The following is a 15,619-nucleotide window of genomic DNA, read 5'->3' as shown; positions in this document are numbered from 1 at the left end:
TTTTTTATTTCATTAATTTGAATGGAATAGTACACAAAGTAACGTTTTTTTGATAAATTAAATGCAATTTTAAACGTAAACTCGTTTGATTGTGCAACAAGTGTTGCCAAGCCTTTTTAGGGATAAATTCTGGAACGACTACTGTAATTAAATAATTTTTATCATTCGCTTTTTTACGAATTTTATCTATAAATCGTGAAATCGGACGAATAATACTTCTATACTCTGAATGTAAAATCACAAGTCTTACATCAGGAAAATGTTTTTTCCACTTAGTCATAAAAGCTTGCTCATCCTCATCACCAAATGTCACATGTACTGCAATAACATCATCATTAGCTAATAATTTAGCATAATAAATAGATTTATCAACTACAGTTGTAATACTTTGTATTGGTACAATCGCTAAATTGCGATCTACAACAGGAATGTCGTGTATATCAATTTCAGATCGTAATTCACATGCTATATTCTCATAATGTACATGAATTCTAATAAAAATAAATACAACAAAAGGTAAAAATAAAAGAATTGGCCATACTTGATTCAGTTTGGTAATAAGTAAAATCATGAATACGATAAACGTAATCGTACCACCAATTAAATTGATAGTAAGCTTTATTCCCCATCGTTCAGGGCGTTCTCGAAGCCACTTTAAAACCATACCAAACTGAGCAAGCGTAAATGGAATAAAAACACCTACTGCATATAATGGAATGAGGTTCTCTGTCATTCCTTCAAATAGAATAATTAAAATGATGGCTAATACACCTAATATAATAATCGAGTTTGAATAACCGAGACGATCACCACGAACAGTAAACATACGTGGCATATATTTGTCCTTAGACATTGATGCAGCAAGCATAGGAAATGCTGTAAAACCAGTATTAGCAGCCAATACCAAAATCATAACTGTAGTAGCTTGTATAAAATAAAACGCTATATTTTCACCAAATATTTGGGACGCAAGTTGTGAAAGCACGGTCGTTTCAGTTTGAGGCATAATTCCATATATATATGAGAGTACAACAATACCTACTAGTAACACTGCTAAAATTGTACCCATAGTGACTAAAGTTTTGACTGCATTCTTAGGTGCTGGATTTTTAAAATTTGTTACTGCATTGGATATTGCCTCTACACCTGTAAGTGATGATGCTCCAGATGAGAATGCTTTTAAAAGTAAAAATAACGTAACACCTGGCACAGTACCCCCTACAGTGGAATGGATATGTGGTGCAATTTGTCCAGTAGCTACGCGAAATGTTCCAACGACTATCAAAACAATTAAACCTATAATAAATAAGTAGACTGGATATGATAATACAGTTGCTGATTCAGTCAAACCTCTTAAATTCATCATTAAAATAAAGAGTACTAATAAACATGCAATAAACACTTTAAAATGATATAAGTGGGGAAATGCGGCAACAAAAGCATCTGCTCCTGAAGAAATACTCACTGCCACCGTTAATATATAGTCGACTAGTAAAGACCCTCCAGCTAACAATCCCCATTTCTCACCAAGATTTGTTTTAGAAACAATATACGCTCCCCCACCTTTTGGATAAGCATAAATAATTTGTCTATAAGATAAAATTAAAGCTGTTAATAATATTAGAACTGCTCCAGCAATAGGCAACGTATACCAAGATGCCACAGCTCCTATCACCGATAATGTAATTAATATCTGTTCAGGACCATAAGCAACTGATGACAACGCATCGGATGATAGGATAGCTAATCCTTTAAATTTTGAAATTTTCTCATTTTTTAAGTCTCTGTTTCTTTTAGGTCTACCAATCAAAAGTCTTTTAAATTGAATGAACATGACTCCTACCTCTTTAACTCATTTTGATGGATAAAACTATACTCCCATAAAACAAAATTGTATAGCTACTTCACATATCTTTAATCATTACATTTACTCTATTAGTGTTTTATTACACTTTAAAATTTATTGTTTTTCACTAAGAAAACTACTTGATTAAGATATAGCTAACCCAATATCTATTCGTTATCTGTAACTTTATACACCAAAACTGTTATAATAAATTCACTTATTGTTGCCATATCGCAGGCAATAAATTTTTAAATTTAAAGTAGAGGATGCTTAATGAAGATAAAACTGTTTGTCATTGTTGTCATTTTTTTGATGACCATTTTATCGATAATTTCAATTACAACACGAGAAATTACACATAGTAAGAATGAGACGATATTGACACATGCTTCTCAAAAACATATTGATAAAATGGTTGAGACAGCAATGAAGAAAGGAGATATCCCCGGACTAGCAATATTAATCATCAAAGACAATAAAATCTTTTTAAATAAAGGATATGGTTATGCCAATATTGAAAAAAAAGCAAAGGTAAACCCACATACTCAATTTGAAATTGCATCCAATACTAAAGCTTTTACAGGTTATGCAATTCTACAATTAGTTCAAGAAGGAAAAATAAATTTAAATGACAAAGTAAGTACATTTATACCTGGATTTAAAATGAAGTATGAAGACAAAAAAATTGATATTACTATTGAACAGCTATTAGCTCAAACTAGTGGTATACCTGGAGATATCACTGAAGAAAATCGTTATTCTAAACAGTACGATAGTATTGAAAATATCGTTAATTTTGCAAAAGGAAAACGTCTGAACCATGCACCTGGAGAAACTTTTGAATATTCGAATATGAATTATGATATTTTAGGTCTTATTATTCAAAATGTTACCCATCAATCCTATACATCATACATCCAAAAGCATGTTTTAGCCCCTTTAAAAATGAAACATACCACTTTTAAAGTAAATAATACGAAAGCTAATAACGAAGCATTAGGTTACATATGGGAAGATAATGAAAATAAAGTTGCACAACCAGAGTTTAACATCGGTGATACGCCTGCAGCATATATGATGTCAAGTACAAGTGATTTAGCAAAGTGGGTCCAACTACAGATCCACCCTACTTCAAAATCACAAGCCCAGTTAATTCGTCAATCGCATCAGGTATTATCTAACTCATTAAATAGTGAGCCTAACGCAGATAGCTACGGTTCAGGATGGTTTATAAATACTGATGACCATCTCGTATTACATACCGGCGTTTTAGATAATTTCTCGTCACAAATTTTATTAAATATTCGTAAATCTTATGGCATTGTCGTATTAGCGAATACAAATTCAAGTCAAGTGACTCGTCTAGCGGAACATTTAAATACTCAAATTATGAATAATCGTCATTACACAACCATAGAAGAAAAAGTGAACCATACGAAAAATATGCAACTTATCATTTCCACATTGGCCGATATATTCATGGTCATATTTAGTATCTTAGTTTTTAGTAAAATCTTAAAATTACGTGATGGTCACATCTTCATCCGTAAATGTTTACGAACTTCAATCATGTTCAGCATCATTTTGTTGGGATTTGTAGCAATGAATATTCTTTTTTACCTACTTCCTTTGATAATATTAGGAGATGCAACTTGGGGGTTTGTTTTATCATGGTTACCTTTGTATTCGAAATATTTAATTGTAAGTGTATATCTAGCCATAACCATGTTACTAGTTTGGTTATCTTTATTAAGTATAACTTACCATTCTGATGAAAATAAAAAACATAAAACAACACCTAAGCATTAAAAAGCCACATTTAAGACATGCGATACACACCTAAGAATGACTTTGTTATTTTTAAATCATGCAATATTATACTATTTTGATGAACTTGAACATCATTTATCATAAAATTAATAGAATTATAAATAAAAGGAAGTATCACTATGCATAAACGACTTTTCATCACTTTATTAGGTTTTATCATTTTACTAGCTGGATGCGATTATTCTAAAGAAGAGAACCAAACTGGTATATTTTATAACGTTTTTGTAAAATCTATGGATGAATTTCTTCATTTTCTTGGCAAAGTTTTTCAGGATAATTATGGCTTTGCTATTATTTCTATTGTACTCATAGTTCGTTTCATCCTATTACCTTTCATGTTAATACAAGTTAAGAATATGCATATGATGCGCGAAAAAACAAAAGTCGTCCAACCAGAATTGGATGCTATAAGAGATAAAATAAAACACGCAACATCACAAGAAGAACGCAATGCAGCCAATCAATTGCTTTTGAAAAAGTATCAATCGTATGGGATTAATCCTTTAAAAAATATGTTAGGCTGTCTGCCTGTTCTTATACAAATGCCTATATTAATGGGTCTTTATATGAGTTTGAAGTACCCTTCGAGTCACGGAATTACTGAATACCCACACTTCTTATGGTTTGATTTAACGCAACCTGATTTGATTATGACAATCATCGCAGCAATCATGTATTTTGTTCAACCACTTGTAAACTCAATCCATTATCCAAAAGATCAAAGAAAAACTTATTATTTTATGATGGTGTTTTCACCTATATTCATAACATATGCATCTCTACATTCTGCTGCAGCTTTGGGCTTATATTGGAGTATAAGCGCTGCTTTTCTAATTGTGCAAATGCATTTTGCCCACTCTCACTATAAGAAAGTGGCACTACATGAAGCTAAAAAACTCAAACAAAAATTAGAGCATCATAAAGACAATAGTGAGTTATTAACTGAAGAGTCATAAAAAAGCACGCTATAAACAATCTTGTAAAAATTGTTTATAGCGTGCTTTTCGTTCTCCACTATTAAATATGCCATGTTAATAATTTAAAAAGAGCTTGTAACTCAAACGATCCATATTGTTTTATCATTGTGCACCACGTTGATTTTCTTTAGCATGTACAAGATTTGTTACAAAATCATTTACAGGTGTAGCAATATGATTCTCTTTCCCTAATTTACTAACTGCTCCATTAATATAATCTATTTCAGTTGTTCGATTATCTTTAATTAAGTCTTGGTACATAGAAGGATAGTGTGGGCCTACTTTATCATTTAAAGCAATTAAGTAATCAAAAATCTCATCAACATTAAGATGAACATCATCAACTGTTGCAACATGAACAATTTCTTGTGTAATTTTATAGATCAAATTTTTAGCGTCATCACTATTATTCAGTGCTGCCAAATTACATTCAAGTATAGTACATAAAGAATTAGCTGTTCCATTAACACATATTTTTTTCCAAATTGATTGATGTAAATGTTCACTTTTTACACCCTTTAATTCTGCATTTTGTAGCAGATTAACAATGATATCTACGCTTTCTTTTCCTTCGGGCACGAGATACCCAATTTCAACAGGACCTTGCCCCATTAAGTGCGTGTGACCAGGTTGATCAATACCGGCTGTCCACGTTGTTACTCCACGTACAATTCTATCTATAGAAACATATTGTTGTATAAGACGCTCATGTTTCAAACCATTCATAGTGCACACAACAATCGTATTATCATGAAGATGGGGTTGAATATGACTAAGCACTTCTTCTAATTGCATAGATTTAGGAAATAGAAAAACAATATCATAGGACGTGTCTTTAGGAATTTCCGTTAGTCTATACATAGGTAACTTGAAATGATGTGCTTCACCATTAATATCGATATGTAGACCGTCCTGTTGTATTGTAGTAACTTGAGGTTCCCAATTATCAATTAAAGTGACGTCATAATCATGTTGAAACAACTTTGCACCAAATCCACTACCTAATGCGCCAGAACCTGCAATTGCTATTTTCATATATTCCATCTCCTTACAATTCTATATTGTTTTTAAAATACTACTTTACTACATACCAGTCAATATAATACAGTTATTTTGTAAGAATTTTCTGTTAATTATGAATAAGTATTATCTTCTCAAACGTACATTGCTCACTCAACATTTTATTAGCACAGTAAATCGTTTCTTTGTTCATTTATTATTCAATTCCAGTTGCGTTTTTAAAATATGAGTAGAACTAGTTTCATATTGACTGGATTATCTCTTTACTCTTTAACAAGAATTAGAATTTATAGACTTTTTCATACCTTTATTTTTACTGGGTTCTCGATTTCAATATATCAAAATGTCTGAGACACCAGTGATGTCCCAGACACAAATTCATATTTTTCTATTTCAATATTAAAGATGAAATTAAAGTTGATGACTATATTCTTATACATTAGACTGTTTTTTCGGTATTAAGAACAAAATAGATAGGAATGCTAATAATGCTATAAGCGCATTGAACATTATTCCAGTAAAACCACCTAAAGTCAGATTCAGTTGAGCCGCAAGTACGCTGTAAACTGTGCTTGAGATGGCCACACCAAATGCATTTCCTAAGGATGATGCCATCTTATATACACCGGATGCGACGCCTACTTTATCATCTGGTGCTTGTGCAACAGCTGTATCCGTGGATGGTGTTGCATAAATACCTAAACCGGTACCAAATAATAAATAACCAATGACACTTGACGCTATATACCAAGCATTAGGTAAAAACGTCAAAGATAATAATATTAATCCTATGACGGTCAAGGCACTTCCGAGTAACAAAGGTCTTTTAGGTCCTAGCGATTGTAATATCATTTCACCCACACGTATCATAATTAATACTGCAATTAGGTATGTAAGTGAAATATATCCTGTTTCCTGAGAGTTAAAATCTAATTTTTGCTGATAAAAAGTATTTACAACAATCAATGTACCACCAGCTACACCATTCAACATAAAGTTTGAAATCGTTGCACCTGTATAACCTTTGTTTTTAAAGATATCAAAATCGACAAGTGGTTGTTTGATTTTATTTTCGTAAATCACGAATATAATTAACGATATAACAAAAATTGCAATAAGTCCCAAAATAAATGGTGAGAACAAACCAAAATGAGAGGTTTGAGTTATTATCACATTAATACTTAACATGCTAACCACTAAGATGATTAAACCAACAACATCAAATTTCTTTGTCTCTGTTGGTTGATCTCCTATAGGCTCTGCTTTTGTTTCGGGTGTATGTTTAATGAGAAACATGGATAATATTGTCAGAATAATTGAAACAATAAAGATTGAGCGCCATCCAAGGTTAGTTGCCATTAAACCACCAAACAAAGTACAAACACCACTACCTCCCCATGAACCGATAGACCAGTAGCTTAATGCACGTTGTCGTGCTGTCCCGATATAATATTCATTAATGATTGCGAGTGTCGCTGGCATTATACACGCCGCTGACAATCCTTGAATAGCCCGTCCAATAATCAATAAACTTGGTAATGGCGTAATAATGATTAAAACTGACCCAACAATATTAAGCGCTAAGCCTATGTATGTCACTTTTACTCTACCAATTTTATCTGCAATATCTCCTGCACCTACAATAAACAAACCAGAAAATAGTGCCGATAAGCTAACTGCTATATTAATGGTGCCAATATCACTATTGTATGATGATTGTAATGGCACAACTAGATTTACAAGTGATTGTGCAAATAACCAAAATGTAATAACCCCTAAAATAATCCCTAATAATAAGCGATTATCTCCCCTAAACTTTTGTGATGTATTCATCTATCACTTACTCCTTCACAATTAATTAAAAATCTCTAATAAGACTTATTTAATTACAATATCCATTTTTTATTTTACAAATCTTTTATTTGCTTTCCTCTAATATCATTTTTACATTAAGAAACTTTATCATATTTAGAACAACTTTTTAACTAAAATAAATATATGACTAAATCATTTATCATGTTAATATTCATTCATCCTAGATATGTTTCTTTTTTAATTTCTTGTAATTTTTAGAAAATTTGTAAATATAGAAACATATTCTACACTATCTAGTTTCAATTTTCCATACTATAATTGATTTAATCGTGCTTTCATATAAACTATAAATATATGAAACAAGCCAATGTAAGTGCTTTTATTTTTAATAAAAAATATATTTCTTTTTATGATATTAAAAATTAAATGAGGATTGACGTTATGCTTAATTTATTTATTTTATTACTTGAACGCGTGGGATTAATTATTTTACTCGCATATATACTCATGAATATTAATCATTTTAAAAAAATGATGAGCGAACGTGACAAATGGCGTTCAAAATTCCAACTAATCATTATTTTTGGTATATTCTCTATGATTTCTAATTTTACAGGAATTGAAATAGAAAATGGCCATATCGTATCTGGTGATATTTATTACCACTTAAGCAAAGACGCCTCAATGGCCAATACCCGTGTATTAACTATTGGTGTTTCTGGTCTAATAGGTGGACCGTGGGTAGCTATAATTGTAGGGATTATTTCAGGATTATGTCGTTTATATATTGGCGGGGCTGACGCATATACCTATCTCATTTCATCCATAGTTATTGCTATCATATCTGGTTACTTTGGTCATCAAACAATAAAGCAAAATACATATCCGTCCATTAAAAAAGGTGCTATTATCGGTGCAACAACTGAAATTATTCAAATGAGCTGTATATTATTATTTACAAATAACTTACATCATGCAATTACATTAGTCAGTTTTATAGCACTACCGATGATTATCATTAATAGTTTAGGTACAGCCATATTTTTAACCATTATTTTGTCGACTATCAAGCAAGAAGAACAAATGCGTGCAGTCCAAACGCATGATGTATTACAACTCGCTAATGAAACACTACCTTACTTTCGATCTGGACTTAATGAAAAATCAGCCCAACAAGCTGCTGAAATTATTTTAAAATTAATGCAAGTATCGGCGGTAGCTATTACAAATAAAAAAGATATTTTAACACATATTGGTGCAGGCAGTGACCATCACGTAGCACGAAAAGAGATTATTACAGATTTATCTAAAGAAGTGATTCAATCAGGAAAGTTAAAAGTCGCTCATACGAGAGAAGGAATTGGATGTCACCATCCTAATTGCCCTCTTGAAGGAGCCATTGTCGTCCCTCTTTATATACATAATGAAGTCGCAGGGACTTTAAAATTTTACTTCACTGATAACAATATTATTTCAACTTCAGACCAACAACTCGCAAAAGGTCTCGCTAATATATTTTCTTCACAGCTAGAACTAGGCCAAGCTGAAATGCAGGGACAATTGTTGAAAGACGCTGAAATTAAATCATTACAAGCACAAGTCAATCCACATTTCTTTTTTAATGCTATTAACACTATATCAGCACTAGTAAGAATTGATAGTGAAAAAGCACGACGTTTACTGATTCAACTCAGTCAATTCTTCCGCTCTAATCTTAATGGTGCACGTAATAATACAATTACTTTACAAAAGGAATTACAACAAGTAGCAGCATATTTATCCTTAGAGCAAGCACGTTATCCAAATAGATTTAACATACATTATCGAATTGATGATCAGTGTCAAGATGCGCTTATCCCACCTTTTATAATTCAAATATTAGTGGAAAATTCTATTAAACATGCATTTAAAAATCGTAAAGTGAATAATCATATTGATGTGGATGTTAGCATGAAACAAGACTACTTAAGTATATCTGTTCAAGATAATGGACAAGGCATACCAGCTGATCAATTAGATATCATTGGATATACGACAGTGACGTCTACCACTGGTACTGGTAATGCCTTAGTCAATCTTAATAAAAGACTTACTGGACTATTTGGAACAACATCGGCACTAAACATTCAATCTTCTCAATCAGGCACGACTGTAAGTTGTTTAATTCCGTATAAATCTTCTAAGGAGGAACACTTTAATGAAAGCGTTAATCGTTGATGATGAGCCACTTGCAAGAAATGAATTACAATATCTTTTAAATCTTAATGATGCTATAGATGAAATTGAAGAAGCAGAAAACATAGAAGAAACATTGGAGAAGTTACTCTACAACACATTTGACTTAATATTCTTAGATATAAATTTAATGGATGAAAGTGGTATTGATTTAGCTCAAAAAATTAATAAAATGAAGCAATCACCACATATTATCTTTGCAACCGCTCACGAGAAATTCGCAGTCAAAGCTTTTGAATTAAATGCAACCGATTATATATTAAAACCTTTTGAAAAAGAGCGTATTAATCAAGCTGTAAATAAAGTTGGCATGGCTAAAGATAAAACAAAAAACAAAGATAAAACTATCACACCTAAATATATTGATTATAGTGATGATGAGTACGCTCAAACGCATGTACTCCCAATTGAAGTGGATGAACGTATTCACATCTTAAATTTCACAGACATTATCGCATTATCTGTTAATAATGGGATTACTACGATAGATACAACAAAAAAAAGTTATGAAACGACCGAAACACTTAATCATTACGAGAAAAAACTACCTTCCTCACTATTTATTAAAATACATCGCGCTACTATCGTTAATAAGGAACATATCCAAACAATAGAACATTGGTTTAATTATACTTATCAGCTGACGTTAACCCATGAATTTAAATATCAAGTTAGTCGTTCTTATATGAAGACTTTTAAACAACAACTCGGTCTTCAATAAAATTTAAATCACGCTTTATGAGTTTCACCTTTAAAATGGTGCACCTCACCCTAAAATATTTGTAAGTGAGCAATGAAACCACATATAGTAAACGCTTTCATTCTATAATATAACCATGAAGAAAACAGAGGGGAATGGTTATTTTGGAACAAACGCATCTCGTTAAAAACAAAGCGGTTGATAACAAGAAGTCAATGAAATACAGTATTTTTCAACAAGCATTAACGATTGCAGTGATTTTACTTATATCAAAAATTATTGAATCATTTATGCCTATACCAATGCCAGCTTCAGTCATTGGACTCGTACTATTATTTATCGCATTGTGTACAGGCATTGTGAAATTAGGTCAAGTTGAGACTGTGGGAACTGCATTAACCAATAATATTGGATTCCTATTCGTACCAGCTGGTATTTCAGTCATTAACTCTTTACCAATCCTTAAGCAAAGCCCTATTTTAATTATTTTACTTATTATTATTTCAACACTTTTATTATTAATTTGTACTGGCTTTGCGTCACAATTATTAGTGACGAAATCACTTTTCCCTTCTAAAGAGAAAAATGAAGAAACAAGTCACATAGGAGGGTAATCAATGATTGAACATTTAGGAATCAATACACCTTATTTTGGGATATTAGTATCATTAATACCATTTGTCATAGCGACTTATTTTTATAAAAAAACGAATGGTTTCTTTTTACTAGCACCTTTATTCGTAAGTATGGTTGCAGGTATTGCTTTTTTGAAATTGACAGGAATTAGTTATGAGAATTATAAAATCGGTGGCGACATTATTAATTTCTTTCTAGAACCAGCTACAATATGCTTTGCGATTCCTTTATATCGCAAGCGCGAAGTATTAAAAAGATATTGGTTACAAATATTTGGTGGTATAGCTGTTGGTACAATTATTGCCTTGTTATTAATTTATCTTGTTGCAATAACATTCCAATTTGGCAATCAAATTATAGCATCTATGCTACCCCAAGCTGCAACGACAGCAATTGCATTACCCGTATCTGACGGTATCGGTGGTGTCAAAGAATTAACCTCACTCGCAGTTATTTTAAATGCAGTTGTCATTTCTGCTTTAGGTGCTAAAATAGTTAAATTATTTAAAATATCTAACCCTATTGCCAGAGGACTTGCACTAGGGACAAGTGGACACACTTTAGGTGTCGCGGCAGCTAAAGAATTGGGTGAGACTGAAGAATCAATGGGAAGTATTGCCGTTGTCATCGTTGGCGTTATTGTAGTAGCAGTAGTTCCTATCCTTGCTCCAATCTTATTATAATTACCCAAAACTATAAATATATCTAAAATACCCCTGAAAACTTAATATATTAAACAAACAATGCCAGGAACACAAAATCATGTTCCTGGCATTGTTAATGTATAAGCAACTGTTGACTAAAATAATCTCTGTTTCAGTCACTGTCTATGCTTTTTATATTAATTAAGTTTATTGATATCTATTAACGTAATTTTTGTACTTGATGTTTTTGCATTGAATCTTTTTTGTTTTTACGAGTAGGATCTAAACGTTTTTCTAGATAACGTAATCCTATATCTATAATAATTGCTATTAAAGCAATTGGTATGGCACCTGCTAAGATGAATGTTGTTCCATCTGTTGAATTTGTACCACGAATAATAATATCACCTAGTGTTGGAGCACCGATAAATGACCCAATCGCTACTATTCCGATAGCAACAACAAGTGCAATTCTAACACCACCAATAATAACAGATAAAGATAATGGTAACTCTATCATTCTTAATATTTGATTCCCCGTCATTCCCATACCTTTACCAGCATCTTTAATATTTTCATCAACTTCTACAATACCAGTATAAGTATTTTTAATAATAGGTAATAACGAATACAGGAATACAGTTACAACAACAGTTGTTGGTCCTAATCCCATAGCCAACATAAGTATGGCCAACATAGCGATTGCTGGAACAGTTTGTATAATATTTGCAATTGTAATCACCGGCCACGATAAACGTCTATACTTAGCTATGAAAATACCAATAGGAATTCCAATTATACAAGCAAACAACACACCATATACCGACATTAATAGATGTTTGAAGAACAGTTCTAGAAGAAAGGCCCAGTTCAGTGAGTAATATTCGATGATTGAATGTAACAAATTACCTTTCATTACTTATGACCACCTTTCTTTTCTTCAAAGTAATGATGTTTCTTTAAATATTCTTCAGCTATCACTGCAGGTTCCTTACCTTTTCCATCCGCTTCATAATTTAACTTCTGCATTTCTTCTGTTGAGATTTTACCTTCTAATTTTTTTAGTGCCTTATCGATTTCTGGATTATCCTTTATTAATTGTTCATTTGCAAGTGGACTACCGTCATAAGGCGGGAAGAATTTGCGATCATCTTCCAATATTTTCAAATCATAAGCTGCAATACGTCCATCTGTTGAATACCCAACTGCTACATCTAATTTATTATTTTTTAATGCATCATATACTAAACCAATTTGCATTGGACGCGCACTATCAAATTTAAATCCATAATCTTTAACAAAAGCTGGATATCCATCACCTGCACGGTTCATCCATTGGGTATCCATTCCAAGACGTAGTTCATCTTTATATTTCTCTAAATCTGATACTTTTTCTAAGTGATACTTTTTAGCTGTTTCTTTTGTCACCATGAATGCGTATGTATTCGCAAACCCAAGTGAATGATAAAACTTTTCATCATATTTCTTTTTAAATAAGCGTTGTGTTTCAGACATGGCTTTTTCAGGATCTTTAGTAGGTTTAGCTGCTAATACACTCGTCAATTCAGTACCTGTGTATCGTACCGCTGACATATTTGCATCTCCTCGTTGTAACGCATTATGTTGAATAATGCTAGAACCTAGGTTCCCAATCAATGTCGGTTTGATTTTTCCATCAGTTTCATGTTCAATTAATAATTTTTCCATATGACCTATAATCTTAGTTTCACTTGTTTCGGTCGTTGTAATTTTCACATCATCTTTTGCATTTCCATCACCTAAGCCTGGTAAACTGCATCCAGATAACACGATGAGAGATAATGCAACCAGAATCAGTGTATAGTTAAAATACTTCTTCAATGTCAATTCCTCCCATTTATCTAGATACTTTTAATCCTTTAGGTACAACCCATTTTTCAACTAATGAAAGTATAAAGTCAATAACTAATGCTAATAAAGTAACAACAATCGCTGCACTAATAATCATAGGTGGTTGATAGAGATTTAATCCATTAAATACAAGATCCCCAAGTCCACCCGCACCTACATAACTTGCGAGTGTTGCCCAACTAATGACGTATACACTTGATAGACGAATACCACTAATAATAAGTGGTAAAGCTAAAGGCATCTCAACATCTTTCATTAATTGAAATTTAGTCATTCCCATACTTTGACCAGCTTGAATAACATTTTTATCGATATTTTTAACACCTAATACTGTATTATTTAAAATTGGTAATAATACATAGATAAATAATGCAACAATAGCTGGTGTTTTTCCTACTCCAAATATTGGAATCATGATGGCTAGCACAGCCAAAGTAGGAATGGTTTGAAGCACGCCAGCAACTGTTAATACCACATTAGCAGTGCGTTGCGTTTTTGATAATAAAATACCTAAAGGGACAGCTACTACAATCGCTAACAATAATGCAAACATAGAAATATAAAAATGTTCTACCGCTTTCGATAAAAGTTGGCTACCGTATTCTTGTAAGAATGCTTTCATTATTAATCCTCACCTCTATGTTGAGCATCATGATAATCATTCACATCTTCATTTACATTTGTTCGTGCATCAGTTTGATTTTGCGGTAAATCATGATTATTCTCATCTAAGCTTTCAATTGGGCTCTCATGACTATCAGAATCTTCTTCGCCCCAAATTGAGTCATACACAATATCGACTAAGTTTGCACGTGTAATTAAACCAATGAGATGTTCATCATTATCGACGACAGGTACATTTCTAACATTACGTTTTAGAATTGTACGCACAGAGTCTTGTAATTTTGAATTGATATGTACTTTGTAAACATCCCTTTGCATGGTATCAATTAATTCTTTACGCGCACGTAATCCTTGATTGATATCTTCAATATCTAAAAATCCTAATAATTTATTTTGATTATTGACTACAAAAATAGTGTCTACACGACGTGTTCTCATAATATCTACAGCATCATTCAATGAATCATCTGCTTTAACAGTGACGGGTTTGATCATAGCACTTTCTACAGATTTCATATTAGGACGATCCTGAATCAAGCGATTTTGTCCAATAAAATCTCTAACAAAGTCATTTGCAGGATATCGTAAAATATTGTCAGGTGTATCGTATTGAACGACTTTTCCCTTAGACATAATACATATTTTGTCAGCTAATTTGATGGCCTCATCCATATCATGAGTGACAAAAATAAATGTTTTTCCTAATTTTTGTTGTAATTCCTTTACTAAATCTTGTAATGTATCGCGTGTAATAGGGTCTAATGCACCGAAAGGTTCATCCATTAATATAATATCTTGTTCAGCTGCTAAAGCGCGTACAACACCAATTCGTTGTTGTTGCCCTCCAGATAATTCAGCTGGATAACGATCTAAATATTCTTCAGGTAAATCTACCAGTTTAATAAGTTCTTTAGCTTTTTCATCTTTCTTCTCTTTAGACCATTTTAAAAGTTTAGGTACTAAAACAATATTTTCTCGAATAGTCATATGTGGCATCAAACCAATTTGTTGAATGACATAACCGATACTTCTCCGCAATTCAACAGGATTCATATTACGGACATCTTTTCCATTCATCATAATCTGGCCATCTGTCGCCTCAATCATACGATTAATCATGCGTAGTGCAGTTGTTTTACCACTACCACTCGTCCCAATAAAAGCGATAAATTCACCAGATTGAATATCCAAAGAAATATTATCTACCGCTTTTTTATTCCCTGAATAAATCTTGGTTAAGTTTTTAATACTTAACATAATTGTCTTCCCCTTCCTATATAAAGAATGTCTTGTTCCATGACCTAAAAAAAGACCTCTGATGCAATTGTTAAACAAATAATGACTAAAGTTAAACAAAAGACAAAGGCCTTTGCTTATATATTTTTACGTTAAATTAATAGTC

13 protein-coding genes are annotated in these 15,619 nt (G+C 32.2%); 6 read left to right on the top strand and 7 right to left on the bottom strand.

Annotated features, from left to right (window positions below; translation table 11 throughout):
• Nucleotides 1–4 precede the first annotated feature (4 nt).
• Entirely contained in the window at nucleotides 5–1,834 is a 1,830-nt protein-coding gene (locus tag NST35_RS02370; protein ID WP_099606275.1) for an APC family permease, read from the bottom strand.
• Nucleotides 1,835–2,119: 285 nt separating this feature from the next.
• Between NST35_RS02370 and NST35_RS02365 the strand changes: the two genes are divergently transcribed.
• On the top strand, nucleotides 2,120–3,655 hold the full coding sequence (locus NST35_RS02365) for a serine hydrolase domain-containing protein (protein ID WP_002447172.1): 1,536 nt from the start codon (nucleotides 2,120–2,122) through the stop codon (nucleotides 3,653–3,655).
• Between the two features lie 140 nt (nucleotides 3,656–3,795).
• Complete coding sequence (gene yidC / locus NST35_RS02360) at nucleotides 3,796–4,632, top strand: membrane protein insertase YidC (protein WP_002458152.1); 837 nt, start codon at nucleotides 3,796–3,798, stop codon at nucleotides 4,630–4,632.
• Nucleotides 4,633–4,755: 123 nt separating this feature from the next.
• Here the strand turns inward: yidC and NST35_RS02355 are convergent, their stop codons facing one another.
• Nucleotides 4,756–5,688: a 2-dehydropantoate 2-reductase gene (locus NST35_RS02355; RefSeq protein WP_002458153.1), complete on the bottom strand. Its 933-nt coding sequence runs from the start codon at nucleotides 5,686–5,688 to the stop codon at nucleotides 4,756–4,758.
• 417 nt (nucleotides 5,689–6,105) lie between these two features.
• Nucleotides 6,106–7,506 carry an MFS transporter gene (locus NST35_RS02350; RefSeq protein ID WP_002458154.1) on the bottom strand — a complete coding sequence of 467 codons (1,401 nt, stop codon included), beginning with the start codon at nucleotides 7,504–7,506 and terminating at the stop codon, nucleotides 6,106–6,108.
• A gap of 423 nt (nucleotides 7,507–7,929) precedes the next feature.
• Between NST35_RS02350 and NST35_RS02345 the strand changes: the two genes are divergently transcribed.
• The 4 genes from NST35_RS02345 (at nucleotide 7,930) to lrgB (ending at nucleotide 11,742) form a co-directional block, all read left to right on the top strand.
• Entirely contained in the window at nucleotides 7,930–9,705 is a 1,776-nt protein-coding gene (locus NST35_RS02345; RefSeq protein WP_002458155.1) for a sensor histidine kinase, read from the top strand.
• A complete protein-coding gene (locus NST35_RS02340) occupies nucleotides 9,686–10,444 on the top strand; it encodes a response regulator transcription factor LytR (RefSeq protein WP_002458156.1) in 759 nt (252 codons plus the stop codon). Before NST35_RS02345 ends, NST35_RS02340 begins: the two co-directional genes overlap by 20 nt.
• Before the next feature lie 143 nt (nucleotides 10,445–10,587).
• Entirely contained in the window at nucleotides 10,588–11,037 is a 450-nt protein-coding gene (lrgA, locus tag NST35_RS02335; protein ID WP_001831627.1) for an antiholin-like murein hydrolase modulator LrgA, read from the top strand.
• A 3-nt stretch (nucleotides 11,038–11,040) separates the two neighbouring features.
• Nucleotides 11,041–11,742 (top strand): antiholin-like protein LrgB, encoded by a 702-nt coding sequence (gene lrgB, locus NST35_RS02330; RefSeq protein WP_001831408.1) that lies wholly within the window; start codon nucleotides 11,041–11,043, stop codon nucleotides 11,740–11,742.
• Between the two features lie 181 nt (nucleotides 11,743–11,923).
• On the opposite strand, the gene NST35_RS02325 is transcribed toward lrgB, so the two are convergent.
• Genes NST35_RS02325 through NST35_RS02310 form a run of 4 tightly spaced genes read right to left on the bottom strand, consistent with a single transcriptional unit; the run spans nucleotide 11,924 to nucleotide 15,474 of the window.
• Entirely contained in the window at nucleotides 11,924–12,619 is a 696-nt protein-coding gene (locus tag NST35_RS02325; RefSeq protein WP_002447165.1) for an ABC transporter permease, read from the bottom strand.
• The gene (locus NST35_RS02320; protein WP_002458157.1) at nucleotides 12,619–13,563 is read right to left on the bottom strand and encodes an osmoprotectant ABC transporter substrate-binding protein; all 945 of its coding nucleotides are present in this window, start codon (nucleotides 13,561–13,563) and stop codon (nucleotides 12,619–12,621) included. The genes NST35_RS02325 and NST35_RS02320 overlap by 1 nt, the downstream gene beginning before the upstream one ends.
• Nucleotides 13,564–13,579: 16 nt before the next feature.
• Complete coding sequence (locus NST35_RS02315; protein ID WP_001831629.1) at nucleotides 13,580–14,215, bottom strand: ABC transporter permease; 636 nt, start codon at nucleotides 14,213–14,215, stop codon at nucleotides 13,580–13,582.
• A 2-nt stretch (nucleotides 14,216–14,217) separates the two neighbouring features.
• Complete coding sequence (locus NST35_RS02310; RefSeq protein ID WP_002458158.1) at nucleotides 14,218–15,474, bottom strand: betaine/proline/choline family ABC transporter ATP-binding protein; 1,257 nt, start codon at nucleotides 15,472–15,474, stop codon at nucleotides 14,218–14,220.
• Nucleotides 15,475–15,619 lie beyond the last annotated feature (145 nt).

It is taken from the genome of Staphylococcus sp. FSL W8-0304, assembly GCF_038006565.1.
GTDB lineage: Bacteria > Bacillota > Bacilli > Staphylococcales > Staphylococcaceae > Staphylococcus > Staphylococcus epidermidis.
The sequence above is the reverse complement of the archived record's forward strand: the minus strand, read 5'-3'. Positions and strand labels throughout refer to the sequence as shown.

Bases quoted from the DNA above. Each gene is read 5' to 3' on its own strand.
- NST35_RS02370 (WP_099606275.1), bottom strand. From the start codon at position 1,834: ATGTTCATTCAATTTAAAAGACTTTTGATTGGTAGACCTAAAAGAAAC.
- NST35_RS02365 (WP_002447172.1), top strand. From the start codon at position 2,120: ATGAAGATAAAACTGTTTGTCATTGTTGTCATTTTTTTGATGACCATT.
- yidC (WP_002458152.1), top strand. From the start codon at position 3,796: ATGCATAAACGACTTTTCATCACTTTATTAGGTTTTATCATTTTACTA.
- NST35_RS02355 (WP_002458153.1), bottom strand. From the start codon at position 5,688: ATGAAAATAGCAATTGCAGGTTCTGGCGCATTAGGTAGTGGATTTGGT.
- NST35_RS02350 (WP_002458154.1), bottom strand. From the start codon at position 7,506: ATGAATACATCACAAAAGTTTAGGGGAGATAATCGCTTATTATTAGGG.
- NST35_RS02345 (WP_002458155.1), top strand. From the start codon at position 7,930: ATGCTTAATTTATTTATTTTATTACTTGAACGCGTGGGATTAATTATT.
- NST35_RS02340 (WP_002458156.1), top strand. From the start codon at position 9,686: ATGAAAGCGTTAATCGTTGATGATGAGCCACTTGCAAGAAATGAATTA.
- lrgB (WP_001831408.1), top strand. From the start codon at position 11,041: ATGATTGAACATTTAGGAATCAATACACCTTATTTTGGGATATTAGTA.
- NST35_RS02325 (WP_002447165.1), bottom strand. From the start codon at position 12,619: ATGAAAGGTAATTTGTTACATTCAATCATCGAATATTACTCACTGAAC.
- NST35_RS02315 (WP_001831629.1), bottom strand. From the start codon at position 14,215: ATGAAAGCATTCTTACAAGAATACGGTAGCCAACTTTTATCGAAAGCG.
- NST35_RS02310 (WP_002458158.1), bottom strand. From the start codon at position 15,474: ATGTTAAGTATTAAAAACTTAACCAAGATTTATTCAGGGAATAAAAAA.